21 protein-coding genes are annotated in these 26,500 nt (G+C 61.8%); 13 read left to right on the top strand and 8 right to left on the bottom strand.

Features of this window, described 5'->3' with window-relative positions; translation table 11 throughout:
* Window positions 1–81: 81 nt before the first annotated feature.
* Both QCE79_RS16040 and QCE79_RS16035 read left to right on the top strand, forming a co-directional pair.
* The gene (locus tag QCE79_RS16040; RefSeq protein WP_244831504.1) at window positions 82–876 is read left to right on the top strand and encodes an SDR family oxidoreductase; all 795 of its coding nucleotides are present in this window, start codon (window positions 82–84) and stop codon (window positions 874–876) included.
* Window positions 877–909: 33 nt separating this feature from the next.
* Window positions 910–1,671, top strand: coding sequence for an SDR family oxidoreductase (locus tag QCE79_RS16035; protein WP_250469568.1), 762 nt, complete (start codon window positions 910–912; stop codon window positions 1,669–1,671).
* A gap of 48 nt (window positions 1,672–1,719) precedes the next feature.
* Here the strand turns inward: QCE79_RS16035 and QCE79_RS16030 are convergent, their stop codons facing one another.
* The 3 genes from QCE79_RS16030 to QCE79_RS16020 all read right to left on the bottom strand — a co-directional run bounded on the left by QCE79_RS16030 (window position 1,720) and on the right by QCE79_RS16020 (window position 6,411).
* Window positions 1,720–3,849: a TonB-dependent siderophore receptor gene (locus QCE79_RS16030; RefSeq protein ID WP_404989377.1), complete on the bottom strand. Its 2,130-nt coding sequence runs from the start codon at window positions 3,847–3,849 to the stop codon at window positions 1,720–1,722.
* Window positions 3,850–4,142: 293 nt separating this feature from the next.
* The gene (locus QCE79_RS16025; RefSeq protein ID WP_309845891.1) at window positions 4,143–5,039 is read right to left on the bottom strand and encodes an NAD(P)-dependent oxidoreductase; all 897 of its coding nucleotides are present in this window, start codon (window positions 5,037–5,039) and stop codon (window positions 4,143–4,145) included.
* 46 nt (window positions 5,040–5,085) lie between these two features.
* Window positions 5,086–6,411 (bottom strand): MFS transporter, encoded by a 1,326-nt coding sequence (locus QCE79_RS16020; protein WP_404989376.1) that lies wholly within the window; start codon window positions 6,409–6,411, stop codon window positions 5,086–5,088.
* A 277-nt stretch (window positions 6,412–6,688) separates the two neighbouring features.
* On the opposite strand from QCE79_RS16020, the gene QCE79_RS16015 reads away from it, so the two are divergent.
* The 4 genes from QCE79_RS16015 to QCE79_RS16000 all read left to right on the top strand — a co-directional run bounded on the left by QCE79_RS16015 (window position 6,689) and on the right by QCE79_RS16000 (window position 11,249).
* The gene (locus QCE79_RS16015) at window positions 6,689–7,609 is read left to right on the top strand and encodes a LysR family transcriptional regulator (RefSeq protein ID WP_309845888.1); all 921 of its coding nucleotides are present in this window, start codon (window positions 6,689–6,691) and stop codon (window positions 7,607–7,609) included.
* A gap of 230 nt (window positions 7,610–7,839) precedes the next feature.
* Window positions 7,840–8,943: a tartrate dehydrogenase gene (locus QCE79_RS16010; protein ID WP_309845885.1), complete on the top strand. Its 1,104-nt coding sequence runs from the start codon at window positions 7,840–7,842 to the stop codon at window positions 8,941–8,943.
* Between the two features lie 3 nt (window positions 8,944–8,946).
* Window positions 8,947–10,395, top strand: a complete 1,449-nt coding sequence (locus QCE79_RS16005; protein ID WP_309845882.1) for an aldehyde dehydrogenase family protein — start codon at window positions 8,947–8,949, stop codon at window positions 10,393–10,395.
* A gap of 20 nt (window positions 10,396–10,415) precedes the next feature.
* Complete coding sequence (locus QCE79_RS16000) at window positions 10,416–11,249, top strand: DUF2520 domain-containing protein (protein ID WP_309845879.1); 834 nt, start codon at window positions 10,416–10,418, stop codon at window positions 11,247–11,249.
* 17 nt (window positions 11,250–11,266) lie between these two features.
* Here QCE79_RS16000 and QCE79_RS15995 read toward each other — a convergent pair whose 3' ends face one another.
* A complete protein-coding gene (locus tag QCE79_RS15995) occupies window positions 11,267–11,686 on the bottom strand; it encodes a RidA family protein (RefSeq protein WP_309845876.1) in 420 nt (139 codons plus the stop codon).
* A gap of 420 nt (window positions 11,687–12,106) precedes the next feature.
* Here QCE79_RS15995 and QCE79_RS15990 point away from each other — a divergent pair, with 420 nt between their 5' ends.
* Window positions 12,107–13,594: a SulP family inorganic anion transporter gene (locus QCE79_RS15990; RefSeq protein WP_309845873.1), complete on the top strand. Its 1,488-nt coding sequence runs from the start codon at window positions 12,107–12,109 to the stop codon at window positions 13,592–13,594.
* A 78-nt stretch (window positions 13,595–13,672) separates the two neighbouring features.
* On the opposite strand, the gene QCE79_RS15985 is transcribed toward QCE79_RS15990, so the two are convergent.
* Complete coding sequence (locus QCE79_RS15985; RefSeq protein ID WP_250494804.1) at window positions 13,673–15,025, bottom strand: glycosyl hydrolase; 1,353 nt, start codon at window positions 15,023–15,025, stop codon at window positions 13,673–13,675.
* A gap of 911 nt (window positions 15,026–15,936) precedes the next feature.
* Here QCE79_RS15985 and QCE79_RS15980 point away from each other — a divergent pair.
* The 4 genes from QCE79_RS15980 to QCE79_RS15965 all read left to right on the top strand — a co-directional run bounded on the left by QCE79_RS15980 (window position 15,937) and on the right by QCE79_RS15965 (window position 22,543).
* Window positions 15,937–17,298 (top strand): hypothetical protein, encoded by a 1,362-nt coding sequence (locus QCE79_RS15980; protein ID WP_244831472.1) that lies wholly within the window; start codon window positions 15,937–15,939, stop codon window positions 17,296–17,298.
* Window positions 17,295–18,629, top strand: a complete 1,335-nt coding sequence (locus QCE79_RS15975) for a glycosyl hydrolase family 5 (RefSeq protein WP_309845867.1) — start codon at window positions 17,295–17,297, stop codon at window positions 18,627–18,629. The genes QCE79_RS15980 and QCE79_RS15975 overlap by 4 nt, the downstream gene beginning before the upstream one ends.
* 128 nt (window positions 18,630–18,757) lie before the next feature.
* Entirely contained in the window at window positions 18,758–21,151 is a 2,394-nt protein-coding gene (locus QCE79_RS15970) for a polysaccharide biosynthesis tyrosine autokinase (protein ID WP_244831469.1), read from the top strand.
* Window positions 21,152–21,364: 213 nt separating this feature from the next.
* A complete protein-coding gene (locus QCE79_RS15965) occupies window positions 21,365–22,543 on the top strand; it encodes a YbfB/YjiJ family MFS transporter (protein WP_309846555.1) in 1,179 nt (392 codons plus the stop codon).
* Window positions 22,544–22,545: 2 nt separating this feature from the next.
* Here the strand turns inward: QCE79_RS15965 and QCE79_RS15960 are convergent, their stop codons facing one another.
* Window positions 22,546–23,490 (bottom strand): oxidoreductase, encoded by a 945-nt coding sequence (locus QCE79_RS15960; protein ID WP_309845863.1) that lies wholly within the window; start codon window positions 23,488–23,490, stop codon window positions 22,546–22,548.
* Window positions 23,491–23,732: 242 nt separating this feature from the next.
* On the opposite strand from QCE79_RS15960, the gene argG reads away from it, so the two are divergent.
* Window positions 23,733–25,082 (top strand): argininosuccinate synthase, encoded by a 1,350-nt coding sequence (gene argG, locus QCE79_RS15955; RefSeq protein ID WP_250469556.1) that lies wholly within the window; start codon window positions 23,733–23,735, stop codon window positions 25,080–25,082.
* 97 nt (window positions 25,083–25,179) lie between these two features.
* Here the strand turns inward: argG and QCE79_RS15950 are convergent, their stop codons facing one another.
* Window positions 25,180–25,509 carry a hypothetical protein gene (locus tag QCE79_RS15950; RefSeq protein ID WP_309845860.1) on the bottom strand — a complete coding sequence of 110 codons (330 nt, stop codon included), beginning with the start codon at window positions 25,507–25,509 and terminating at the stop codon, window positions 25,180–25,182.
* A gap of 2 nt (window positions 25,510–25,511) precedes the next feature.
* Between QCE79_RS15950 and QCE79_RS15945 the strand changes: the two genes are divergently transcribed.
* Window positions 25,512–25,946, top strand: a complete 435-nt coding sequence (locus QCE79_RS15945) for a response regulator (RefSeq protein ID WP_250528226.1) — start codon at window positions 25,512–25,514, stop codon at window positions 25,944–25,946.
* Between the two features lie 12 nt (window positions 25,947–25,958).
* On the opposite strand, the gene QCE79_RS15940 is transcribed toward QCE79_RS15945, so the two are convergent.
* On the bottom strand, window positions 25,959–26,492 hold the full coding sequence (locus tag QCE79_RS15940) for an ureidoglycolate lyase (RefSeq protein ID WP_309845856.1): 534 nt from the start codon (window positions 26,490–26,492) through the stop codon (window positions 25,959–25,961).
* Window positions 26,493–26,500: the final 8 nt, after the last annotated feature.

Raw genomic sequence — 26,500 nt, 5'->3', positions numbered from 1 at the left:
TATACGTCATTTCGGTCGCGGTCAATTTCGCGCAGAATCTACTCACGGATTCACCACCACCATTCGAACCGGAGTGACATCATGTCTCAGAACCATCGCGGCACGGCCCTCGTCACGGGCGCATCGTCGGGCATCGGCGCGGTCTATGCCGAGCGTCTTGCGCGTTCGGGCTACGACCTTATCCTCGTGGCGCGCAACCGCGAGAAGCTTGCCGCGCTAGCCGAACGTATCAGTAATGAAACGCAGAAGGGCGTCGAGATCATCGATGCCGATCTCAACGACCGCACGGCGCTCGCGCGTGTCGAAGCGAAGCTGAAGGACGACGCGAGCATCACGCTGCTGGTGAATAACGCGGGCGTCGGTACGCATACGCCTTTGCTCGACAGCGACGTCGATGCAATGACCCGCATGATCGACCTCAACGTGACCGCGCTCACCCGCCTGACTTATGCGGCGGTGCCGGGCTTCGTCGCGCGCGGCAAGGGCGCGGTGATCAATATCGCGTCTATCGTGAGTATTGCGCCGGAGTTGCTCAACGGCGTCTATGGCGGCACCAAGGCGTTCGTGCTGGCCTTCAGCCAGTCGCTGCATCACGAACTCGCGGCGAAAGGCGTGCGCGTGCAGGCCGTGTTGCCAGGCGCGACGGCGACGGACTTCTGGGAAAGCGGCGGGCTCCCTATCGACAATCTGGACCCCGCAATCGTGATGTCGGCGGCCGACATGGTCGATGCCTCGCTAATCGGCTTCGAGCGCGGCGAACTGGTGACGATTCCCTCGCTGCACGACGGCGCCAAGTACCAGGCGTACGAAGCCGCGCGTCAGGCGATGGCGCCGGAACTGTCGACCAACGCACCCGCCGCGCGCTACGCGGCCTGAACCATCGTTCTCTTTTCCACATTTGGACTGACCATGAAAACCACGGGCAATACCATCTTCATCACGGGCGGCACTTCGGGCATTGGCCGCGCGTTGGCGGAAGCGCTTCATCAGCGCGGCAATCAGGTGATCGTCGCGGGACGGCGCCGTGCGCTGCTCGATGAAGTGGCAAGCGCGAATCCGGGCATCGACACGGTTGAACTCGATATCGCCGACGCCGCGCAGATTCGCAGCGTCGCCGCGCAATTGATCGCAAAGTATCCGGCGTTGAATGTCGTCATCAACAACGCGGGCATCATGCCGTTCGACGATGCAGGCGGCGCGCTCGACGATGAAGCCGCGGTGCGCCTCATCGACACGAATCTGCTCGGCACGGTGCGCGTGAGCGCGGCGTTCGTCGAACATCTGAAGACGCAGCAACAGGCGTATATCGTCAACAACAGTTCGGTGCTCGCGTTCGTGCCGCTCGCCGCGACCGCGCTGTATTCGGCGACCAAGGCGGCAATCCATTCGTATTCGATGTCGCAACGCTTCGTGCTGCGCGATTCGAGCGTGCGCGTGCTGGAGATCGCGCCGCCGTGGGTGGACACGGACTTGGTCCACAAGAGCGGCGATCCTCGCGCGATGCAGCTGGAAGCGTTCATCGCCGAAATCATGCAGAAGCTGCCGGAAGCGACGACGGAAGTCGTGGTCGATGCCGCGAAGCCGCTGCGCGATAACGCCGGACCGAATGAACATGCGTTCGTCGAGCAGTTCAATCAGTTCGTGACGGACAATCCCATTCCGGTCGCTTGAGCGTGAAGGCGAGAAGGGGCGCCCAGGTTGCAACGCCCCCGATCCTCCTTAAAACTCCAGACGCGCATTGATTGAAACCGTGCGCGGCTCGCCAGGCTGAATGTAGTCGGCATATTGGAATTCCCAGTAACGCCGATTCGTCAGATTGTCGATAGCCGCGCGCACGCCGACGTTATGTCCCGCGATGCGTGTCGTGTAAGTCGCGCCAAGGCTGTAGATCATGAAGCCCGGCACGTTCAGATCGCCGGACGGACGCAGGTTCGTGTTGCCCGTGAACTTCGCATTGGCGCCAAGCGTCAGGCCCGGAACCACGGGCACCGCATAATTCACGTGGGCCGCCGCGACGAAGCCGGGCGCACCCGCGACGCGATTGCCGTCGAATGTCGAGCCTTTCTTGTAGTGCGTCGCGATCCACATCAGATCGCCGCCGACCGTCCAGTCCCGGCCGATGCGAACATCCGCGCCCGCTTCCATGCCTTCGAAGATGGACTCGCCATCTTCCACGAAGACGTTATCGCCATTGGCGTATTGCGCGCCGCGCTCGATGCGGAACAGCGCAGCCGTCGCGCTCCAGCGCTCGTTCTGACTCTTCACGCCGACTTCGTATTGCTTGCTGCGCAGCGGATTGAGGATCGCTCCGGCATTGGCGTAGAAGTCGCCGACGACATTGCCCGCTTCCAGCGATTCGACGTAGCTCGCATAGAGCGTCGTGCCCGGCGTGAGCTTGAACATCAGCGCGACGCTCGGCGTGACCACGCCGTTTTGCGAGTAAGTCGAAGTCGTCGTGCCGTCGATACCGTAGCCGTGCTGCTCGTAATTCGTATAGCGCACGCCGCCGAGCACCGACCAGCGTTCGGTGAGCGCGATGGTATCGCTTGCGAACAGCGCTTTCTGCGTGATGTCCGCGTTGCGATAGGTGTAGAAGCCCGAACTGTCGTAGCGATTGACGTTCGGCTGATAGATGTTGCCCGTGCCGATCTGGTCGTAGAAACTGTTCGCGGTGTTGTCGTTGGTTTGCTTCTGATACGCGGCGCCGAACACGAGCTGATGTTGCAGCGGCCCCGTCTTTACGAGACCTTCGGCCATGACCTGCCACGCATTCAGCTGATGCCCTTCCTTGCCTTCGAAGCGAAAGTCGTCGTAGTTGCCCGCTGGATCGAGCAGATTGTACGTGCTCTCGTTCCGATACCGCGTGCTCTTGCTAAAGCTGTATGAGGCCGAAAGCGTCCAGTCCTGATTCAGGTTGTAGCGCAAGCCGGCAGTATAGAGTTGCAAGTTCGTGTTCAGATGCTGGTCCGGCGTGACGAGCGTGCTGCTGCCGCCACTGAGCGTCGCGGGCAACGAGGCGCCCGTGTATTGCGCGGTCGAGATGGCCGTCGTGATGCCCGACGCATGGCGTTCCTGATACAGCGCGCCGAAGGTGGCGGTGAGGTCTTTCGTGAGGCGTGCATCGGCGGAAAGGGAGAACGAATCGCGGCGCACGTTGCCGTCGTTATAGGTCTTGCCTTCCTCGTGCGTCGCGTTGAAGCGGTAGCCGAACATGCTGTTCGGTCCGATACGCCCACCCAGGTCGACATGCTCGGACCATACGGCCGTCGACGCATAGCCGACATCGACGCTGGCGATCTGCTTATCCGTGACGGGCGGCTTCTTCGTCACATAGTTGACCACGCCGCCGGGCGCGCCGAAGCCGTACATGAAGCCCGACAAGCCCTTGAGCAGTTCGACGCTTTCGAGTTGCTCGTAGGGCATGGTGATGCCGTAGGCGTTGAACGGCTGGCCGTCGATCCTGTAACCGTTCTGCCAGTCGAGTTGCATGCCGCGCACGGTGATATAGCTCGCCCACGCGTTGTACGGATTGCTGTTGTCCGACACGGATGCGTCCTGCGCGAAGACATCGCCGAGCTTTTTCGCCTGACGATCCGCGAGTTCTTCGCCGGTGACGATAGTGGTCGAGTAGGGCGTGTCGAGTTGCGTGCGGGTGCCGAGCGCGCCAGTGCTGACGTCGCGGCGCAGATGCTGGCCTGGGTCGGTGTCGGATGAAGCGGTGACGGAGACTGCGGGGAGTGTGGCTTCGGTGGCGTTGCCGGATGTCGATGAGCCGGTGTCGCTTTGCTGCGCAAGGGCCGATTGACTGGTGGCGAAGAGCAGGAGCGTCGCCAGTGTGGACGGGCGCATCGCCCATTTGCCGATGGTTGTACTGCCCCGTGGTGCTGATTTCATCCCTAATTTTCCGTCGTCGAGTTATTGGCCGTAAATGCGAACTATTCGCATTAGGACGGGCGCAATTCTGACGGGTGTTTGGGAATTTGTAAACTTCGATGTTTGATCTAGGGGCGCCGAGAAGGGCTGCTGGCGGCCTTTTGCGGGTAGGCGTCGCTGATTAATTCGTTCGAGGCGGCGCGAAATGTTCGATCAAACGAGCTTCACGCGCCGCCTGCTTATGCCGCAATGTGCGGCCAGCAATACCGTCAACGTCGCTCGGAATCCGCAGCCGCATCACCCAACAACCCCGGCAACTCCAGCAACGTCCTGTGCGCTCCCCCAAGCTCGACCGCCGCTGCGTAAGTCGACTGCACGGCGGTGGCAATGGCATCGACGGCATGGGTGTCGCCGGCCATCGTCACGTAGTAGCCGAGGTCTTTCAGCGCGTTCGACATATGAAAAGGCATGCTCGAAGGATCGCCGTCGATAAGCGATGGCCGCAGCCGCTCCAGCGCCGCGCCGCCTCCGCCGCCCTTCGCGAGCACATCGACGAAAGTTTGCGGGTCCACGCCCGCACGCTTCGCGCAGGCAGCCGCCTCGGAGATCAACGCAATCGTGCCGAGCGACACGAAGTTGTGCAGCAGCTTCATGCTGTGTCCCGCGCCAGTGCCGCCGACCAGCGTGATGTTCTCCGCGAACGTGCGCAGCAGCGGCTCCACTCGCGCGAACACTTCCGGGTCCGCGCCCACCAGCAAGTTCAAACGTCCTTCGTGCGCTTCCTTGGCGGTGCGCGTCATGGGCGCATCGATGAAGAGGCCGCCCGCCTGCGTCACGCGATCGGCCACGCGCGTCGTGGATGCGGGCACGGCCGTCGAGCAATCGATCACGATGGTGCCTGGCTGCAAACCCGCGAGCACGCCATCGGGCGCACTCAGAACCGCTTCCACTTCGGGCGATCCGGTCACGCACAGAATGACGATCTCGGACTCGCGCGCGAGCGCCTCGCCCGTGGTGAAGGTCTTGACTCCCCCCGCCAGCAGTTCGTCGAGCGGCTGGTTGCCGGGATGCTCGACCACGCTCAACGGGTAGCCGTGCTTCATCACGTTGCGCGCAATACCGTGTCCCATGAGACCGATACCGATCATGCCGATGCGTTGCTTCATGCTCTATCTCTTCGAGTTGTCGTTTGGAAAGCCGGTTGCATCCGCATCAACGGTTGACGAGCCTCTTGGGCAACATCACCGCCAGTACGAAGCCGAGCAGAAGGCAACCGACCATCGAGAAAATCGGCAGCGTGAGGCCGCCGGAAAGCTGTTTCAGATACCCCACCACATAAGGACCGAAGAAGCCGCCGAGATTGCCGAAGGCGCTGATCCATGCAATGCCGATAGCCGCGCTCGTGCCCAGCACCGCCGTCGGCATGCTCCAGAAAAGCGGCGGCAACGACAGCAATCCCGCATTGGCCATGCACAGCGCAAGCATGCCGAGCCACAGGTTGTCATGCCAGAGCACCGAGAGCGACAATCCTGCCGCGCCCATCAACAGCAAGGCCGCGACATGCAAGCGCCGTTCGCCGCGCTTGTCGGCGCTGCGCCCGAACAGCACCATGACGACGACCGCAACCGCGTTTGGCAGCGCCGCGAGCAGGCCGATCACGAAGTCGCTCTTGATGCCCATCGACTTGATCATGGTCGGCGCCCAGAAGGTGTAGCCGTAGATGCCGAACACGTCGAGAAAGTAGATGAGGCAAAACGCCCACACGAGCCAGCTCGACAAAAGGCCCTTGTGATTGGCTTCGGCGGTGATCGCACGGTCAGCGGCGAGCACGCGCGACAACAAAGCGCGTTCGGGTTCGCTGCAGTGTTTGCTTCGCGTGACATCGTCTTCCAGACCTCGCCACGTGTAGACCGCCGCGAGAAACGCGGGCAGCGCCTCGATGATGAATATCCACTTCCAGCCCGGCAAGCCCATCAGGCCGTTGAAGTATTCCATGATGAAGCCGGTAAGCGGCGAGCCGATCAGTCCCGCCAGCGCGAGCGCCGCGTAGAACATGCTGAGAATGCGAGCGCGCCAGTGCCTCGGAAACGACTGGCTGATATAGAAGATGATCGCCGGAATGAAGCCCGCTTCGGCGACGCCCAGCAAACAGCGCATGGCATAGAACTGCATCGGCGTGGCGACGAACGCCGTAAGCCCGGATACGATGCCCCACGACAGAATGATCCGCGTGATCCAGCGGCGTGCGCCGACGCGCTGCAAAATCATGTTGCTCGGCACTTCGAAGACTACATAGCCGAGAAAGAAGATGCCCGCGCCGAAACCGAAGACGGCATCGGAGAAGCCGAGTTGCTGGGCCATCTGCAGCTTGGCGAAGCTCACGTTCACCCGGTCGATATACGAGGTGATGTACGCGAACATCAGAATGGGAAGGATCTGTAGCGCGAGGCGCCGGAAAATCCGGTCCTCGGCGGCCGCGTCGCGCGCGGGTGCGGACGGCAGAGCGCCGCCCGGCATGCTGGTCGCATCGATTTCCACGTTTGTCTCCGTCATGTATGTACTGATTTTTTTAAAGCCCTGTCAGTGTCGCCGGATTCGTGGCAAACGGCGGACGCAGCAGGACATGAGAAATTTAGCCTGTGCCGCGCGCCGTCGATATGCGAATTCCTTGAAGCGGGCTTTCGAATTGTTCGAACGCCCGATGCGAGCGGCCACGCGCGTGCATCGCTCAGGGTAATCCTGTAGGGCGCGAAGACTGAGGGCCGCCGCGAGGGTGCCATACTGCGCGGCATGATCCATTCACGGAGCGTCTGGTTTGTTCGATCTCACCTCACTGGCTCTCTTTCTGCGCGCAGTCGAGACGGGGAGTCTGTCGAAGGCGGCGCAGCATTCGCATATGTCCTTGTCGACGGCCAGCCGGCGCATTGCGCTGCTCGAGCATCATTTCCGGGTGGTGCTGCTGAATCGAACTTCGGCGGGCGTCGAGCCCACGCCCGCCGGAGAAGCGCTCGCGCGCCACGGCACCGAGCTGCTGCTCAAGACCGACGCCATATATAGCGAGCTGTCCGACTACACGAAAGGCTCGGTGGGCCGGGTGCGCGTCTTCGCCAACATCTCCGCGATCAGCCAGGAGTTGCCCGAGCATCTGCGAGCGTTCTCGCAGAAGTATCGCGACATCAAGCTGCATATCAGCGAATTGCGCAGCGCCGACATCTTGCAGGCGTTGCGCGATGGCCGGGCGGATATCGGCGTCGTGACGTCGCAAACGGGCATGGAGGGCATTCGCCTCGCGCCTTATTGCAGCGACCGGATCAGCGTGGTCGTGCCGGAGGATCATGTATTGCAGGGAGACGAGATCGAGTTCGCCGCGCTGCTCGAACACGATATCGTCGCGCTCGACGACAAGGCCGAGGTCACGCGCATGCTGGTCAAGGAAGCGGCGCTGGCGGGCAAGACCATCCGCTTTCGCGTGCAGGTGCAGAGCTTCGAGGCCATGTGCCGGTTGATCGCCGTGGGGCAGGGTATCGGCGTGTTGCCCGAGGGCGCCGTGAAGCTGTTTCTTCAGCCGATGCGCTTGCGCTTCATTCGCCTGACCAATTCCTGGGCCGAACGGATGATGTCGGTTGGCATGCGCGAAGGCGCGGCGGCCTTGCCTACGCGCAGGCTGTTCGACTTTCTGAGTGAGATCGGACCCGCGAGCACGGCGCAACTCGATACCGAGCGCCCCGCGCGCTGAGCCCTTGCGGATTTTCGAAGCCACCGTTCCTCGATTCGCACTTCCGTCGTTCGAATGCGTCCGCTAGATTGGCATTCGACATAGTCCGATGCCCGGGCGCGGCCGCGCTCGCGAGCAAAAGAGACGCAGGAGACAACGCAATTTCCATAGAGGCGCGCCTTGGGTGCGCCCGCCTCCTGTGCCGTCTCGCCGGTCATTTCCGCGTCGCACTTTCGGAGGCTTTGCAGATCATGGCAACAACTCATAACATCGCCGTCATTCCCGGCGACGGCATCGGCAAGGAAGTGATGGTCGAAGGCCTGCGCGTGCTGAAGGCCGTGGCCGCGCGTTACGACATTGCGCTCAATTTCGACGAATTCGGCTCGTGGTGCACGGAGCATTACCTGCAACACGGCACGATGATGCCCGCGAATTGGGACCAGCAGATCGGCAAGCACGACGCCATCTTCTTCGGCGCGGTCGGCACGCCCGACGTCGTGCCTGATCACACCGCCGTGTGGGAATCGATCATCAAGATTCGCCGTGAATTCGACCAGTACGTGAACCTGCGCCCCGTGCGATTGATGCCCGGCGTGCCGTCGCCGCTCGCGAACCGCAAGCCCGGCGAGATCGACTTTCTGGTGGTGCGCGAGAATACCGAAGGCGAGTATTCGTCGGTGGGCGGGCGCATGTTCGAAGGCACCGAGCGCGAATTCGCCACGCAGCAGGCCGTGTTCACGCGCACGGGCGTGGACCGCATTCTCAAGTTCGCGTTCGAACTGGCGCAAAGCCGGCCACGCAAGCAACTCACGGCCGCGACCAAGTCCAACGGCATCTCCATCACCATGCCTTACTGGGACGAGCGTCTGGCCGAAGCCGCGAAGCGCTATCCGGACATCGAAACGCGCAAGTACCATATCGACATTCTGTGCGCGCACTTCGTGCAGAACCCGGACCGTTTCGATGTGGTCGTCGCATCCAATCTGTTCGGCGACATCCTGTCCGACCTCGGGCCGGCTTGCACGGGCACCATCGGCATCGCGCCTTCCGCGAACCTGAATCCGGAGCGGCGCTTTCCGTCGCTGTTCGAGCCGGTGCATGGTTCCGCGCCTGACATCGCCGGGCGCGGCATCGCCAATCCGATCGGGCAGATCTGGTCGGCGGCGCTGATGCTTCAGCATCTCGGACGCGGCGAGGCGCGCTACGAAGCGGCCGCCAAAACCATCGTCGCGGCGATCGAAACCGTCCTCGACAAAGGTCCGCGCACGCCGGACATGGATGGCGGCGCCAACACCGTCGAAGTTGGCACGGCGATCGCCGATGCCGTCACGGAACACGCACTGATCACGGAGTAAGACATGGAATATCGACACTTCATCGGCAACGCATGGAAGGCGCCGGATAGCGGCGCGACGCTCGATGTCATCGATCCGAGCACGGGCGAGCCGTTCGCTCACATCTCGCGCGGCAACGCCGCCGATATCGATGCTGCGGTCGCCGCCGCGCGCGGCGCGATGGGCGAAGCGCTCGATGGAGCGTGGGCCAAACTCTCGCCGGCCGAGCGCTCGAATCTGTTGTTCGCGTATGCCGCCGCCGTGCTCGAACACGGCGACGAACTCGCGCAACTCGAAGCGCGCGACACCGGCAAGGCGCTCAAGACCGCGCGCACCGACGCGGCCGTGCTCGCGCGTTATCTTCAGTACTACGCGGGCTGCGTCGACAAACTGCACGGCGAGACCTTGCCCTATACGACGGGCTTCACCGTGTTGACCGTGCGCGAGCCGATTGGCGTGACCGGGCACATCATCCCGTGGAATTATCCGATGCAGATTTACGGGCGCAGCGTCGGCGCATCGCTCGCGGCGGGCAACGCGTGCGTGGTCAAGCCTGCCGAGGACGCGAGCCTGTCGATTCTGCGACTCGCCGAAATCGCCGCGGACATCGGCTTTCCGGCGGGCGCGATCAACGTCGTCACGGGTCTTGGCAGCGAAGCGGGCGCGGCGTTGTCGGCGAACGAGGGCATCGGCCACATCTCGTTCACGGGCTCGACGGTCACGGGCGCGCTGGTCGGACGCACGGCGGCGGAACGTCATTGCCCGAGCGTGCTCGAACTCGGCGGCAAGTCGCCGCAACTCGTTTTCGACGATGCCGATCTCGACGAAGCGCTGCCCGTCATTCTCAACGCGATCATCCAGAACGCGGGGCAGACCTGCTCGGCGGGCAGCCGTTTGCTGGTCCAGCGCGGCATTTACGAAAGCGTCGTCGAGCGGCTCGCCGCGCGCTTCGAGACGCTGCGTTCCGGTCCGCCGTCGATGGACCTCGACATGGGGCCGCTCGTCAACGCGAAGCAGCAGGCGCGGGTGCGCGGCATCGTCGAGCGCGCGGAAGGCGAAGGTATACGTGTCGCGGCGCGCGGCAAGATCGCGGCGGAGTCATCGCGTAATGGCTTCTTCCAGGAAGCCGTGCTGTTTCGCGACGTGCCGCCGGACAGCCGGCTCGCGCAGGAAGAAGTCTTCGGGCCGGTGCTTGCCGTCATGCCTTTCGACGACGAAGCCGAAGCGGTGCGACTCGCCAACGGCACGCATTACGGCCTCGTCGCGGGCGTCTGGACGCGCGATGGCTCGCGTGGTCTGCGCCTCGCGCGCAAGCTGCAGGCGGGGCAGGTTTTCATCAACAACTATGGCGCGGGCGGCGGCGTCGAACTGCCGTTCGGCGGCGTGAAGGCGAGCGGCCACGGGCGCGAGAAAGGCTTCGAAGCGCTCTATGGCTTCACGAGCCTCAAGACCATCGCCATTCGGCACGGTTGAGGCGCACGCGCTTTCGCATCATGGCGAAACTCAACATCATCGGCGCGGGGCGCGTGGGCGCGACGCTTGGCAATCTGATCGTCGCGAACCGCGTGCTCGATATCGGCGATGTCTTCGATACCGACGCCAAACGCGCCGCCGAAGCGGTCGATTTCATCGGCGCGGGCCGCGTAGCCGAAGACTTGGCCACGATGCGCCCCGCCGATATCTGGCTCTTGTCGGTGCCCGACATGCGCATCGCCGAAGTGGCCGAGCAGCTCGCTCGCGCGCACGAAGGCCGGGGCGCGTCGGTGGCGGTGCATTGCAGCGGCGCGCTCGATGCCGACACGCTCGCGCCTTTGCGCGGCATCGGCTGGAGCGTTGCGAGCGCGCATCCCATGTTGAGCTTCGCCAACCCCGGCACCTCCGTCTTCCAGTTCGAAGGCACGCCATGCGGTCTGGAAGGCGACGCCGCCGCGCGTGGCGCATGGAGCGAGGTGCTGGGCGCGATCGGTGCGCGGTGTTTCGACATCGAGCCGGGCAGCAAGGCGCTGTATCACTCGGCGGCCGTCATGGCGTCGAACTTCTTGCCGGTGCTCGCGGCGATGTCCGTCGAGATGTGGCAAGCGGCGGGCATTCCGGACACGCTGATTCAGGACATGAGGCATACGCTTGCGCGCAATTCCGTCGATAACGTACTTGCCCTCGGCCCGCGCGATGCGCTGACAGGCCCCGCCGCGCGAGGCGACCGCGCGGTGGTGGAAGCGCAGTCGCGGGCTATCGCAGCGTGGGACGAGGTATCGCGCGAAGCCTACGATGCGTTGTCCGTGCTGGCCGCGCGCCTTGGGCGGACGGGAACGGTGCGGGGAAGTTAAGGGCACACGTCAGCACGCTATATCGCCGCGATGCAGTCAATCTCGATATCGAAATGTCCCGGCCACGCAGGCACATTGACGAAGATTCTCGCGGGCGGATTGGGGCCGAAGAATCGTCCGTAGATGTCGTTCACGACCGGGAAAGCGGCGACTGAGGTGCAATAGACGTTGCACTTGAGAACCTGATCCAGCGATGAACCCGCCGTCTCGACGCACAGCTTCAGTTGCTCCAACACGCGTTGGGTCTGCACTTCGATCGATGCTTGCATGATCTCGCCGGTCTGCGGATCGAACGGAGGAAAGCCTGACACGTACACCGTGTCGCGATGACGCGTGACGGCGGAGGTCGGCGCATTCCAGCGCTCGAGCCAGCTTGAAAGCGGTTCGACACGAATGATTTCCCGGCTCATGATGTGTACGCTCAAAGAGTTGTTCATCGAGTCCGCGAAGTTGCTAGCGGCGCGTGACTGCAGTATCGCCGATGCCTGAGTGGAAACGTTTTGAGTTGGAGTGAAGTGTGGAATGTCGACGATTGCATTCAAGCGCATGCTGCATGACATGGCCGGGGCAAGCGCATCACTCGAATTTACGGATTAGGGTAAACTACGAGCCTTCCCGGGCGATCTCGCGCCCACACCGAATTTCTCACGCACCCATGTAGCTTTCCGAGAACCTCCGACCGTTCAGACGGCTTTGCACCTTGGGGGTTCGCGTGTACGGGTGCGTTCGCCTGGCTTGCTTCAGGCGACGTGCTGCCATCTCGTCGATTCGACACCGGCGACTCCGTTCGACACCATCGGCGTTTTGCGCCGGCTTTCAAACGCAGTGCGCCATGTGCGGACTGCGGAACTCATTCGATGCAGATTCAATCTCTCAAGCAGCAATGGCTCACGCATGTTCCCGCGAATGTGCTCGCGGGCCTTACGTCATCGTTTGCGCTCGTTCCCGAGTGCATTGCGTTCGCGCTCGTCGCGCAGGTGAATCCCTTGATGGGCCTTTACGGCGCTTTCATCATCTGCGCGCTGACCGCCATTTTCGGCGGCAGACCGGGCATGATTTCCGGCGCGGCGGGATCGATGGCGGTCGTCATCGTCGCTCTCGTGGTCGAGCACGGCGCTCAGTATCTTCTCGCTACCGTTATTCTTGGCGGCGTGCTGATGACCGTCTTCGGACTTTTGCGTCTCGGCAAGCTGATCCGCATGGTGCCGCATCCCGTGATGATCGGCTTCGTGAATGGCCTCGCGATCATCATTGCCATGGCGCAGCTCGAGCATTTCAAACGCGCCACACCGCAAGGCGAAGTCTGGTTGCAGGGAACGCCGTTGATGGTCATGTCGGGTCTCGTCGCGTTGACGATGCTGATCGTGTATCTGCTGCCGCGCATCACCAAGGCGGTGCCGCCGGCGCTCGTCGCCATTCTGAGTATCGGCCTGATAAGCCAGTTGCTCGATTTGCCGACGCGGACACTGGGCGACATGGCGCACATCGCGGGCGCGTTCCCGAGCTTTCATCTGCCGACGATACCGCTCGATCTCGATACGCTCAGAATCGTCTTTCCTTACGCGCTTCTCATGGCGATTGTCGGCTTGCTGGAAACGCTCCTGACCTTCAATCTGACCGATGAGATCACCGAAACGCGCGGACAGCCCAATCGCGAATGCGTGGCGCTTGGCGTGTCGAATATCGTATCCGGCTTGTTCGGCGGCATGGGCGGTTGCGCCATGATCGGTCAGACCATGATCAACCTGAGTTCGGGCGGACGCAGCCGCTTATCAGGTGCGACGAGCGGCATCATGATCTTGCTGTTCATCCTTTTCCTGTCGCCGCTTATCGAACGAATTCCTCTCGCCGCGTTGGTCGGCGTGATGTTCGTCGTGGCGCAGCAGACCTTCGCGTGGGGATCGCTCCGTGTGCTCGGTAAAGTGCCGCGTAATGACGCAATCGTGATCGTTGCGGTCACGGTTATCACCGTGTTCACCGATCTGGCGATTGCGGTGCTATGCGGCATCGTGATCGCCGCGTTGAACTTCGCCTGGCAACATGCCCGCGAGATTCGCGCGGAGTCGAAATCCGATGAAAAGGGCACACGTACTTACGGATTGCACGGAACCCTGTTTTTCGCATCGACGGCGAATTTTCAGGACCTTTTCGATCCGCAGAACGATGCGGACGATGTCATCGTCGATTGTCAGCATCTGCATGTCGCGGATCACTCTGCAATCGTGGCGTTCGAAATGTTGCAAGACCGCTATCGAAAGGCAGGGAAGCGTTTGCAGTTCGCGAACTTGTCACCGCGTAATCAGCACATTCTCCAGCGCGCGGGCGTTTCGGTCGCGAATGCGTGAGACCTTGAAATGCGAAACACCCGGCGGAAGGCATGTTGAACCTTGCGCCGGGTGTTTTGGTACTACAGCAAAACTCGATTACTTCGAAGCCGCCACTGCTGCCTTCATCGTCGAATAGATCGCCTTCTTCGCGCCGCTATTCGTGAGAATGCCGTAGTCGCCGGTAGGATCGTCGTAGAGCTCGTACCACTGGAAGCCGATCACGTTATACGTGCTGCGTGCCGCGTAAAGTTCCGGGACCGTCTTCGTGATATAGGCCTGCGCCTGAGCCGTCGAAAAGTCCATATTCACGCCAATTTCCGTGAACATGATCGGCAGGTTGTACGTGTCGTGCATGATCTTGAGCACGTTGTAGTTGGTGCCGTCCTTGCCCCACGTGTTCTCAGGATCGAGACCGTCCGAGTACCAGTGCAACTGGATGATGTCGGTCTTCACCTTCGGATGTCCCGTCGAGCCATCCGGCTGCACGCCTGTCAACATGCCCTTGTACCAGCCGAGGTACAGGAAGCCCGCCGAAGCCGTGGCAATGACCTTCGTCTGTCCGGCCGTATCCACCGAGCGCCAGCCGTCGTAATAGCCGCGCAGCGCGCCGCGCCAGATTGGCCACGTGGTGTTGTCGTAGTCGGAAACGTTCACGCCATCGTTTGCAATCTTGCGGTTATGCGTGTCGAGGTCGTACTCGTTACCGAACTCGACGACCGGCACGCCCTTGAGCTTGGTCGCGGCGTAAGCGGCCATGGAATACGCATATGCGTAGGCGCTGTCTTCGGTCGGCGTCTTGCCGTTCAGCGAAGGGTCGTCCCACGGATAGGCATCGATCAGCGGCATCACCGTGACACTGGAACCTAATCCGGGAATGACCTTGTTCGCGAGCGTGTCGATCTGATCGTAACCGTGCACGTCCTGCCGAATGCCCGTCAGGCCGAGGTCGACCATGGTCGAAGCCTGCGTGCTGAGCGGCGTCGACGAATAGACGCCGCCGTAGGCATAGTGCTCGTTGACGCCGAAGAACGGCATGGCTGTCGTGGTCGAACCGGAAGCAGAGCCCGAAGTCGAACCCGCGTTCGTCGATGCCGGCGTGCTGGCGGGCGTCGAAGCTGCAGGGCGCGGATCGGCCGAAACTGCCCACGTGTTGTTCTGCCAGACCCACCAGAGCTTGTTCACGTTCTGCTGATAGATCTTGCCTGCGTACCAAAGCAGCGCGATCACGTCCTGCGAGAAGCCGGCTTTCTGATTGGCGCGATACACCACGCCGCTCTTGACCGTCCACACCGCGCCCGACGAGTCGCTGATCGACGTGGCCGGGGGAATGACGGTGCCGCTCACCGAAGCAGGATGCTTGGCGATATCCACCACCGCAACGGGATCGGTTGCGCTGTTGACGACGCTCGACGGCGTTCCGTCACTGCCACCGCCACCGCATGCGGACAAGATTAGGGTGCCTAAATAGCACGAAATTACGACCAGACGATTATTCTTCATTTTGGATAATGGCTCAGTGTGCATTGATTCTGACCGCGCAAAGGGTCTCCCCCGAGTGCCTTAAAGGACCTCGGTAAGCAGTGCTTTGGGAGAGAGAGGCGAATCAGCCTATGCGCCTGGACAATTAAGGCGCGACCGTCATCCGTTTATTGCCGGAGGGGTCATGAGGAATGTTACACAGTTGAAACGTCGTTAAGTACGATAAAAGACGTAACAGCATGTAACCAGTTGGACCAAACGGAAAAACGTACTTTTATAGTACAAAACCGTGAATAAATAATCTGTTTTCCACCCTAAAGTTTGACGCGAATGATGTTGGCTTTTGAATCGTTTTCAAACCTTTCAATAACAGGAAATTCTGTAATCTTCATACGCGATAGCGTCGCCGCGCCATTGTGGCTAAGGCTGTGGCGGAATGCGACAGCGTGCCTTTTCGGTCCGGATAAGAGCCGAATTTATTGCGTATTAATCGCCTGCGATCAACCGCGGTTTCAGTCGCGAAACGCACGAAGATAATCGCCCGCATAGACCGCGCACGAGTCCTGTGATTCCCCCCTTCAAACCGCTCGCCTAAAAGCTTTAGCCGGGCTTCAACTGGCATCGCGATAAGTGGCTTACCGCACGCTCGATGTGCTTGAGAGGCGGTTTGGACCGTGGCGCAAACGTTTAGCTGTCGCCCGCAAATTCATGCGTGCGTGCGCGCACAGAGTCACTTGTCGTACAAAGGTAATTTTCGGTCCTGAGACGAGTCCGGCCAGACTTGAATCGACTCTGCGCCAAGCGTGCAAAGAACACGAAGCGGTTGCCGATTTGATCGTGCAACCGACTTTTCCTTCCGACGGACATGCGACGGTCACTCGATGAACAAAGCATCACTAAAAGACAAGCTATGGGTTGCGACGTTTATCGTCGCAGTGGCGAGCGACGTGCTCTCCGGCGTGATCCGCTACTACACGTCGACGATGGGCATGGCGCCCGCCGCGTATCTTCCCAAGGTGCTGATGTTGGGCTGGGTGCTATACGTCCTTCTCACGCGGCCCAAGGCGACGCACGCGCTCATCGCGCTATATCTGCTTACGCAGACCTTCCTTTCGCTGTCGCACGGCGTCGAGCCTGCCGCAGTCGGATTCTGGCTGTGGAGCGTGACGCCTCTGCTTTTCGCACTCACCGCGTCCCGCGAGACGCTCGCGCTCATGAACGGACGCTCGGCGTTCCTCGGACTGCTCACACTCGCCGCGCTTTGCGGCATCGGTATTCTCGCCAATAGCATGCTGAAGCTGCCCTGGGTGGGCGCAAGCGTATCGGTCGGTGGACACAACGTGACGATGGCCACGTCCTCGTACGTCGGCGTTGCATCGCGGCTGTCGGGATTCGGTCGCGACAGCGCATCGGTGGCGCTCATGGCCGGCCTTCTGACCACGTGGCTTTTGATGCACATCCGCTCGAAGGCGCTGCAGTTCGTGCTGCTCGCGCTCGCCGGCGCCACCATCTACGCCACGACCAACAAGACCGCGCCGGTGTCGCTCGCAATCGTCGTCATCGTGCACATGCTGTTTTCTACGCGCGGCATCAAGCGAGCGTGTCTGTGGGCGAGCGGCTTCCCGATCGTCTTGCCGATCGTCGCATTCTTCGCCGCCTCCGCATTCAATCTGGCGAGCCGCGGATACGTCACGCTGTCGTCGTTCCAGGATCGAATGATCAACACATGGCCGCTTCTGATCGAAGGTCTCATGAAGCACGAACGCATCTGGTTCGGTCTCGGGCCGGGCGCGTTCGGCTCGGCCGCGAGCTATTACGAAAGCCCGTTCGGCTTCAACGTTGCGTATGCCGATAACACCGTGCTCTATGCAATTGCGTGCTTCGGTTTCGTCGGCGCGCTGGTGCTCGTCGTGTATCTCGTGCGGCTCATGCTGAATTCGGCGTCGAACGATCGCGCTGCGTGGTCGGTGCTGCTGTATCTCGTCTTCAGCGCGGCGAGCACGGACATCTGCGAATCGATCGGCTGCCTGCTGTTCCTGGGTCTTGCCATCAGCTACCTGCGACAGCCGGCGCTCATGGCTCGACCGGTTGCCCCGTGGTATCCGCAAGCGCCTTCGCGTGGCTATGGCTTTAACGGGTTCGCGCCACAGTCGAACGAACATTGGCTGCAAGCGAGCCGCGCGAACCAGCAGGTCGCGGCACTCGAAGCAAGCCGTCATACGTTCGGAAGGCATTCGTCGTGATCCGGACCAACGTAAGCTTGGCGCGGCGCATCGTGCTTGCCGCGCTCATCTCCCTTTGCGGTTCGCTGCACGCGGCGTCCGCCGCACCGACGCTCGTGCTCGACGGCGCGTCGCAATCGACGGAGCATCCGTACATCGAGTTGCCGGGCTTTGCCGCGTCGCGCGCGAATACGGGCGTCGCCATTCATCAAATCGCCGATCTGCATCTGCTCGATGCCGTGAAGGACGTCGGCTTCTCCTTCGTTCGCACGGACCTCTTCTGGGAAGCGGTGCAGGCGCCGGATGGCTGGCATTTCGGCGGCTTCGACGGTCTCGTCTCCAATCTTTCGGCACGCGGCCTGGGCGCGTTGTTCATCCTCGGCTACAAGCATTACGCCTTCAGCCCGGACCAGCCACCGACCTCCGCCGTGCAATTGAGCGCGTTCAGTACCTACGTGCACATGGCGGCGTATCGCTACCGTAACGCGCCGGTGCGTTTCGAAGTATGGAACGAAGAGGACGACGAGAAGTACTGGCTCGCGCCGCCTTCGCCGCGTGCCTATCGCACGTTGCTTGAAACAGCGGTGACGACGGCGAAGTCGGCCAATCCGCGTGCGATCGTCGCGACGGGCGGCGTGCAACAGATCGATCGCGCATTCATCCGTGCCGTGGGCGACATGAGCGCAACCGCGCGACAAGCCGGCAAGCCGCTCGGTCCCGATGCGGTGAGCGTGCATCCGTATCGACAGCAGAACCCGGAAACCGTGCTCGACGACTATCGAGTGTTGCGCGAAGACCTCAACGGTTATACAAAACGCCCCCAAGTGTGGGCAACCGAATGGTCGTACCCAAGCGTTGGATACGAATATGTGTCTGAGATCAACGACGGCCACGCACCCGAAGCAAGAGCGCGGCAAGCTCGCTACGCGGTGCGGCTACTGTTGATGAACTGGATCGCGCAAGTCGGACTGACGTCCTACTACGACATGCGCGACGATGGGACCGACCCGAAGGAAATGGAGCACAACTTCGGCTTGCTCGATGCCAACAATGCGAAGCTGCCCGCGTACGACGCAGTCAAGCATTTGTTCGGTTTCACCGCGGGCGAAGTGCACGCTCGCTATTTCATCGATGAGAAAGCGCGCTACGTCGTGCTGAAACTCGATGGCGCGCACGCAACGAAGTACGTCGTGTGGTGTTACGGGAATGGGAACGTGATGGACCTCGATGTATCGCATCTGCCGGCTGATGCGATCGTCACCGATGTATACGGCGTGCCGCACGGGGAACGTGGCACGCTGTCGTTGACCGAAGCGCGGGGACCGGTGTTCGTCACCATCGCTTCGAAGTAAGGCAGCAAGGCGCGAATGGACCAGCGCGCCACTTGAAGTTCGATTTCGATCGAATCACACAACGTTAGGTTTGACGGCGGACCTTGCCACTGACGTCACGACTTTTGTTTTCTTGGTTGGGATATAAAATGCTTACATATAATATGCAGCCCGAAATGACGGCGGCTTCGCAACGGGGCGATGGCGTCGTGGACCTCTGGCGCAGTGTCGTGCGCCACAAGACTCTGCTGGGTACGGTAACAGGCGTATGTTGCGCCGCTGGCGTGCTCTACGTCCTGCTTGCCACGCCGCAATATCGCGCCGAAGCGCTCTTGCGCGTGCAGAGCACCAAGGCGGGCACGTCGATCAGCTCGCTGAACGACGTCTCCGGCTCGATGGCGGCAGACGCCTCCGCGAGCGATGAAAGCGATGTCCTGACCTCGCGCTCGGTCGTCACCAGCGCCATTACGCAGACCGGCGCGGATGTCGTCGTCGAAACCGAAAGTCACTTTCCGCTGATCGGCCGCTGGTACGCCTCGCGTCATGCAGGCGACCGCGAACTCGCGCCTGCACCGTTCGGTCTCGATTCCTACGCATGGGGCGGCGAGCGCATGAAGGCCGGCGTCTTCAACATTCCGAGCGCGGCTTATCGCAACAAATTCCACGTGGTCGCCGACAAGGATGGTCAGTGGACACTCTTCGACAAGGACGATAAGCAACTCGCCAAGGGCCGCGTCGGCGAACTCGTGCCGTTCCAGGTCTCGACCGTCGACGGCCAGGCGCCTGCAGAAGTGCGTATCGACACCTTGCGTGCACGTCCCGGCGTGAGCTTCGAGATCACGCGTTACTCGCAGCAAATGACGCTCGAAAACGTGTTGCTGCGCATGCGTACGTCGATTCCGCCGCGCGATTCGTCGCTGCATGATCCGTCGCTGATCCATCTGAGCTATCAGGCCGAGTCGCCGTTCGACGCGCAAGCGATGGTCAACGCCATCGTCAAGACGTATCAGGAACGCGATGTCGAACGCCGCGCCGCGCAAGCCCAGACGAGCCTCGACTTCCTGAAGAAGCGCCTGCCTGGCCTCAAGCAGGATCTCGAAACCGCCGAAAGCCGCCTGAACGCATTTCGCACGCAGACGGGCACCGTGGACATGGCGCAGCAGAATACCGCGCTCATTACCCGCATGAGCCGTCTCGAAGAGCAGCAGACCACGTTGTCGCTCGCGCTGGATGCCGCGCAGCACAAGTTCCGTCCGGAAAACGAGAACTATCAGAGCGCGCTCACGCAATTGAATCAGGTGAAGCACGAGATCGCCGAGACGGCCAAGACGGCGGCGAACCTGCCGACCGTGCAACGTCAGTACGTCGAACTCGCACGCGATGTCGCCGTCACCACGCAGCTTTACACGAGCGTGCTGACCAACGCGCAGCAGCTCGAAGTCGCTGCCGCCAGCACGCCGCCGGGCGTGGCCGTGGTGGACTGGGCGCTCGCGCCCGAGAAGCAATCGTGGCCGCGCGCGTGGATCGTGTTGCTCGGTTCCATCTTCGGTGGCTTGTTCGTGAGCACGGTGGCGATCTATCTGATCGCGTTGAATCGCCGCGAATTGCGCAGCCCCGAGGAGATCGACAGCTTCTCGGAAATCCCGCGCCTCGCCGTGGTTGCCCGCTCCGCCGCGCAATTGCGCCAGGACGTTCGCGCACTGACACACAACGCCGCACCGGCCAAGCTGCTTGCCATGACGAGCCCGACCGACCCGAGCATCGAAGCATTGCGCTCCTTGCGCAGCAGCGTTCGTGCAATGCTGAACGGCGTGCCGATGACGGCTCATCCCGCGCTCAATAGCTGGAACCCGATGAACCCGACCGCGCCGATGAACCCCATGTCCACGTTGAGCGCCATGCCTTCGATGAACATGAGCGTGATGAACTCGGGCTATGTGGTCGATGCAGACAACCACGAAGGCAAGATCATCCTCTTCACGGGACCGACGCAAGGTGTGGGCAAGAGCTTCGTGTCGTCGAACTTCGCTTATCTGCTCGCCGAGACGCAGGCTTCGGTGCTCTTGATCGATGCGGACATGCGTCAGGGCCGGCTGCGTCATCTCGTCGACGGACGCACGGGTCCGGGCCTCGCCGAAGTGCTCGAAGGTTCGGCACGCGTCGAAGATGCCATCGTGCGGATTGGCACGAGCGGCCTTTCGATGATGGACGCAGGCGCGCTTTATCCGGAGAACCCGGCAGAGCTGCTTGGACGCCCGGCCTTCCAGGAAATGCTGGCGATGGTGCGTGGCATCTACGACTACATCGTGATCGATTCGCCGCCGGTGCTGCCTGTTGGCGACGCGCAATCCATCGCGATGCAGAACTGCGATCTCGTGCTGCTCGTGTCGCGTGCCGATCTCACTGGCGCACGCCAACTGGAAGAGACGCTGCGCCGCCTGCGCAACGTCGGCGCGAAGATCGGCGGTCACGTGTTCAACGGCTTTGCGCCGGGACGTTACGGCGCGCGCGAAGAGTACGGCTTCACGACGGCCACGCGTTAAGGAAGGGCGGGGCGAACGCCCTGCTCATCGCTGGTCTTGCGAACGGGCGCCGCATATGCGGCGCCTTTCGCATTGGCGGGAACGCTGTGATAACGTCACGCAAAACGCGCCAAGGAAACGAGAGTGACGTCGCAGATAAAACGAGCGGTAGACCGGCAATCGAGGCACGAGTCTTCGTCCACGGAAGAACACTTCGAACACGGGCGCGCGCTCATGCTGGCCGTTGCGTTGTCCCTGGGAAGCGCGATCGCGCTGGGGCTGGCCCGCTTTTCCTACGCGCTGTTGTTGCCCGCGATGAAGCTCGACCTCGGCTGGAGCTTCGCGCAAGCAGGCGCGATGAACACCGCCAATGCATTCGGCTACTTGCTAGGCGCGCTGGCTTTTCCACGCATGTCCCGCCGATGGCCGCCCTCCGCATTGCTTCTCGCAGGCTGCGCTTCCACGACGTTGTTAATGGCCGCAAGCGGCCTCGCGTTCTCGACCTGGCTGCTGCTGTTCCTGCGCGTTGCCACCGGCTGCGGCAGCGCGCTCATCTTCATCAGCGGCGGCGTGTTGGCGGCGCGGCTTGCATCGCTTTCCACGCGCGGGGCCGGGCTCTTGCTCGGCTTGTACTACGGAGGCACGGGCTGGGGCATCCTTGCGTCGGCGGTGCTCGTGCCTTTCACGGTGGCTCCGCGTCTGCATGGATGGCAATACGCGTGGTTCGCGCTCGCCGCAGTCTGCGCGCTCTGTTCAGCCGGGGCGATCGTGGCGGCGCGCAAGATCGAATCGAATCATGCGAGAGTTGCGCGCGGTGCCGAAGCGAATGCGGCGCCTCCGAGCGCAACGGTGGCAGTGTCGCGCATGTGGCTCGTGCTTGCGGGATACACGCTCTTCGGCGTTGGATACATCGGCTACATGACGTTCATCGTCGCGCTGCTTCGCAACGCCTCGATGAGCGCGACTGTCATCACGAGCTTCTATGTCTTGCTCGGCGTCGCCACCGTGGTTTCGGCGCGTCTGTGGTCCGGGCTGCTCGACCGCATGCGCGGCGGCCAGGCGCTTGCGGTGCTCAACGCGCTATTGGGTATCGCCACGCTCGTGCCCGGGCTCTTCATGCATCCCGTGGCGGCTTTCGCTTCGGGTCTCTTATTCGGCGCAACTTTCTTGTCCGGGGTCGCGGCAACGACAGCGTTCGTGCGGCACAACTTGCCGGCCGATCAGTGGGCGAGGGGAATCAGCGCGTTCACCATCGTGTTCGCGCTCGGGCAGATCGTCGGCCCTATTGTGATCGGATGGGTATCGGACGGCGCGGGGCTCGAACGAGGCATGCTCTACTCGGCGATGCTGCTCGTCCTCGGTGCAATTCTCGCTGCAAGTCAGAAGCCGTTGCAAAGCGCGATGGCGCGATAACCTCACTCGAACGCCTTCGCCGTCAACGCCTCGCATACTTCCCACAGGCGTTTGGCCGCGTCTTTATCGAGTGCCTGCGATGCAACCTTCGCCGGTCCCACGGTGTCGCCGCGTGCTTCGAATAACCCGAGCGGTCCGTAGTAACCGCCATCGACGACATCGGGCGCGGTCGCTGCATAGAGCGTTGGCAGCGCGCCGCTCAGATCGCTGTTCAATAACGCGCCGATAAACCCGCTCAACACGGTGCGCGCCGCCCGGCTCACAGCCGACCGATCGTCGCGAAACAGGTTCGTGTTGGCTACGCCCGGATGCGCGGCCACCGACATCACGCGCGATCCCGCCGCACGCAAATGACGGTCGAGTTCGAACGCGAACATGAGGTTGGCGAGCTTGGACTGGCGGTACGACGACATCGGCGAATAGTGACGCGTTGCCTGGAGATCGTCGAAATCGAGCCGTCCCGTCTTGTGCGCGATGGATGCAATCGTGACGATGCGCGGGCGCTCGGACGCGCTTTCCGCCGCCATTTCGATTGCGGGCAGGAGCAGGCCGGTCAGCGCGAAGTGCCCGAGCACGTTGGTGCCGAACTGAAGCTCGAAGCCATCGGCGGTTTCGGCGCGGCGCGGCGGCGCCATGACGCCCGCATTGTTGACGAGGATGTCGAGCGGCTTGCGTAAAGCGAGCTGACGGTCGGCGAAAGCGCGCACCGAGGAAAGATCCGCGAGTTCGAGTTGATCGAATTGCACGCGCGCGTCGGGCACTTCCCGTTGCAGCCGCGCGAGCGCTTGTGCGCCGCGCTGCGGATTGCGGCATGCGAGTACCACTTCGGCGCCGTGCCGGGCCAGCACGGCGGCGGTGTGATAGCCGATGCCGCTATTCGCGCCGGTGACGATGACCCGGCGGCCCGTCTGCGACGCGATGTCATCGATACTCCAGGGTTTGCTCATGTGCGTGCGGGTTTCAGTGCGAACAGCGGTCACTATGCCATGCGCGGTGCACGGCGCGCGGCAAAGAGGCCCGAGCGATCGCCGCATCGGACGCCAATTTTCGGCGATTCGACAACGGCGGGCGAATCGCCGACAATCGCTACTTCGCTTTTTCGCTGTCCAGATCGGGCCCCGCTGCGGGCGTGGGCCCCCGCGTCAGGTAATATGTCGGCGCTTGTCCAGGTAATCCAGGTAACCCTCAAATGACCACGATTCTCGAAAGCCTCCCCGTTCAGCAACGCGTCGGAATTGCATTTTCCGGCGGTTTGGATACCAGCGCCGCGTTGCACTGGATGCGTCTCAAAGGCGCAGTTCCGTTTGCATACACGGCCAATCTGGGCCAGCCCGACGAGGACGACTACGAGGAAATCCCGCGCCGCGCCATGCAATACGGCGCGGAAAACGCCCGCCTGATCGACTGCCGCGCGCAGCTCGTCGCCGAGGGCATCGCGGCGCTGCAATCCGGTGCGTTCCATATTTCCACCGCGGGCGTGACCTACTTCAATACGACGCCGCTCGGGCGCGCCGTGACGGGCACCATGCTCGTCGCCGCGATGAAGCAGGACGGCGTGAATATCTGGGGCGACGGCAGCACGTATAAAGGCAACGACATCGAGCGCTTTTATCGTTATGGGCTGCTGGTGAACCCGGATCTCAAGATCTACAAGCCGTGGCTCGACCAGACCTTCATCGACGAACTGGGCGGCCGCGCGGAGATGTCCGAATTCATGCGCAAGGCAGGGTTCGACTACAAGATGTCGGCGGAAAAGGCTTATTCGACCGATTCGAACCTGCTCGGCGCAACGCACGAAGCCAAGGATCTGGAAAGCCTCGAAAGTGGCATGCAGATCGTCAAGCCGATCATGGGCGTGGCGTTCTGGCGTGACGACGTGCAGATCGCGCGCGAGACCGTCACCGTGCGTTTCGACGAAGGCGTGCCCACCGCGCTTAACGGCGTGGAATTCGGCGATCAAGTCGCGCTGCTGCTGGAGGCAAACCGAATCGGCGGGCGTCACGGGCTCGGCATGAGCGATCAGATCGAAAACCGCATCATCGAGGCTAAGAGCCGTGGCATTTACGAGGCGCCCGGACTTGCGCTGTTGCAGATCGCGTATGAGCGGCTCGTGACGGGTATCCATAACGAAGACACGATCGAGCAGTATCGCGAAAGTGGCCGCCGGCTCGGACGCCTGCTTTATCAAGGCCGCTGGTTCGATTCGCAAGCCATCATGCTGCGTGAAGCCGCGCAGCGCTGGGTGGCGCGCGCCGTGACGGGCGAAGTGACCATCGAGCTTCGCCGTGGCAACGACTACTCGATCATGAGCACGAAGTCGCCGAATCTGACGTATCAACCGGAACGCCTGTCCATGGAAAAGGTGCAGTCGACGTTCTCGCCGCGCGACCGGATCGGCCAGTTGACCATGCGTAACCTGGATATCGACGACACGCGCGAGAAGCTTCGCGTGTATGCGCAAGTCGGCCTTCTGACGCCGGGCGATACCTCGGCTCTTCCGCAACTGGATGAGCCATCGAAGGCGGGTTCCAAGGAGTAACGCGTAAGAACGCGCGGGAGCCAGGTGAAAATCTGGCTCCCGCTTTTTTTTGGTTTGGCGTTCCGCCGCCGCGCGTGTTTGCGATCAGCCGCGCGAATTAAAGCATCCGCATGCATTCGAGCGCCAGTAAAAACCTCCAGCCGTAAAATCCCGTTTCGAAAAAATCGATTTTACGGGTCAGCGTGTCATGCGGTTTTCTTATGAAGGCGCGCTTTCTCGCCAAGTCTTTAGCTAAATCAAAACATGCACTATTCGCGTGATTTTCGGTTGCGGCGCGCGCCATCGGGAAAGTGGGCTTCGAATAAAGGGAAGAGTTACCCGCGAAATGAAACTTCCGAATCATTCCGCTTAAATCCATAATCGCAAACAAATAGACAATGAGCGAGGCGTTCGTCATTATCGGAGAGATTCTCACGCCGGAGCGCATGCATGATCCGATCGCAGGAAAACGCCATCGCCGGGCGGCTCTCGACCAGGAAGGTGCATACCAGTGCGCAAAAGGCGCGAGTATTGGTTGTCGATGACAATCAACACGGCGCGTGCGCCACGAGTGCGCTTCTCGACGCCGACGGTTTCCACGTAAGAACCGCTTTCAGCGGCGTGGAGGCAATCGAGATATTGCAAGACTGGATGCCGCACGTCATTTTGCTCGATATCAATATGCCCGAATTCGACGGATTCGCGGTTGCGTCCGTGATTCGGAGTATCGGCGCGACTAGCGATCTGGGCATCATCGCAATGACCGGTTACGACGAAGCGGAATTACGCCTGCGCGGATCGCTCGATGCATTCGACGGCTACTTCAGACGCGGAGACAGTGAGCTCAACCTTGTTGCGCTTCTTGAAGACATCGTCGAAGGGTGAGTGCAGCGACTGCTAATCTGCGCGATCAGACAGTTCGTACAGCGGTATTTGCGCAATGCTCGATTCAACCAGACTTTTGCCCTGAATCAGATGGGCCGTTAAATCGCGCGTGGTGGACGGGCGTGTCAACATCAGGCACGTCACTTCCGGCTGTTCCACTCTCGTCGCGTGCCACGTGCGCGGATGCATGCACAGTCCGGTGCCCGGCGCAATCTCGAACGCGCGCAGCGTTGCCGGATCGGGCAACCCTTCGGCATTCGATACAGCAACGATCTGAACAATCGGCCCGGTCAGCGGCACGATAGCCTGCTGCGTCAGAAGATGCGCTTCGAGTCGCGCCACCGTCGCGGGCTGCTTGCGATAGATCACCCAGAGAATCTCCGCGGGCTGATCGTCACCGGGCGCGAAGAGATGCGTGCGCCAGTAGTCGGACGCGGGGCTCAGGTAGGTGGCGGGATCGTCCGGGAGCGCGGGCGTGCCGAGCATCACGCCGTAGGGCGCGCAGGCGAGTGGATCGAGCGGTTCGATATCAAGGACGTTCGGCATAAGTCTCT

This window comes from Caballeronia sp. LZ003, from assembly GCF_031451465.1.
In the GTDB taxonomy this organism is placed as follows: Bacteria; Pseudomonadota; Gammaproteobacteria; order Burkholderiales; family Burkholderiaceae; genus Caballeronia.
The sequence above is the reverse complement of the archived record's forward strand: the minus strand, read 5'-3'. Positions and strand labels throughout refer to the sequence as shown.

Coding starts and splice junctions, on each gene's coding strand:
- QCE79_RS15970 (WP_244831469.1), top strand. CDS start 18,758: ATGCTTACATATAATATGCAGCCCGAAATGACGGCGGCTTCGCAACGG.
- argG (WP_250469556.1), top strand. CDS start 23,733: ATGACCACGATTCTCGAAAGCCTCCCCGTTCAGCAACGCGTCGGAATT.
- QCE79_RS15945 (WP_250528226.1), top strand. CDS start 25,512: ATGATCCGATCGCAGGAAAACGCCATCGCCGGGCGGCTCTCGACCAGG.
- QCE79_RS15980 (WP_244831472.1), top strand. CDS start 15,937: ATGAACAAAGCATCACTAAAAGACAAGCTATGGGTTGCGACGTTTATC.
- QCE79_RS15950 (WP_309845860.1), bottom strand. CDS start 25,509: ATGCGCTCCGGCGTGAGAATCTCTCCGATAATGACGAACGCCTCGCTC.
- QCE79_RS16030 (WP_404989377.1), bottom strand. CDS start 3,849: ATGCGCCCGTCCACACTGGCGACGCTCCTGCTCTTCGCCACCAGTCAA.
- QCE79_RS15960 (WP_309845863.1), bottom strand. CDS start 23,490: ATGAGCAAACCCTGGAGTATCGATGACATCGCGTCGCAGACGGGCCGC.
- QCE79_RS16005 (WP_309845882.1), top strand. CDS start 8,947: ATGGAATATCGACACTTCATCGGCAACGCATGGAAGGCGCCGGATAGC.
- QCE79_RS15990 (WP_309845873.1), top strand. CDS start 12,107: ATGCAGATTCAATCTCTCAAGCAGCAATGGCTCACGCATGTTCCCGCG.
- QCE79_RS15965 (WP_309846555.1), top strand. CDS start 21,365: ATGCTGGCCGTTGCGTTGTCCCTGGGAAGCGCGATCGCGCTGGGGCTG.
- QCE79_RS15995 (WP_309845876.1), bottom strand. CDS start 11,686: ATGAACAACTCTTTGAGCGTACACATCATGAGCCGGGAAATCATTCGT.
- QCE79_RS16025 (WP_309845891.1), bottom strand. CDS start 5,039: ATGAAGCAACGCATCGGCATGATCGGTATCGGTCTCATGGGACACGGT.
- QCE79_RS16000 (WP_309845879.1), top strand. CDS start 10,416: ATGGCGAAACTCAACATCATCGGCGCGGGGCGCGTGGGCGCGACGCTT.
- QCE79_RS16035 (WP_250469568.1), top strand. CDS start 910: ATGAAAACCACGGGCAATACCATCTTCATCACGGGCGGCACTTCGGGC.
- QCE79_RS16010 (WP_309845885.1), top strand. CDS start 7,840: ATGGCAACAACTCATAACATCGCCGTCATTCCCGGCGACGGCATCGGC.
- QCE79_RS16040 (WP_244831504.1), top strand. CDS start 82: ATGTCTCAGAACCATCGCGGCACGGCCCTCGTCACGGGCGCATCGTCG.
- QCE79_RS15940 (WP_309845856.1), bottom strand. CDS start 26,492: ATGCCGAACGTCCTTGATATCGAACCGCTCGATCCACTCGCCTGCGCG.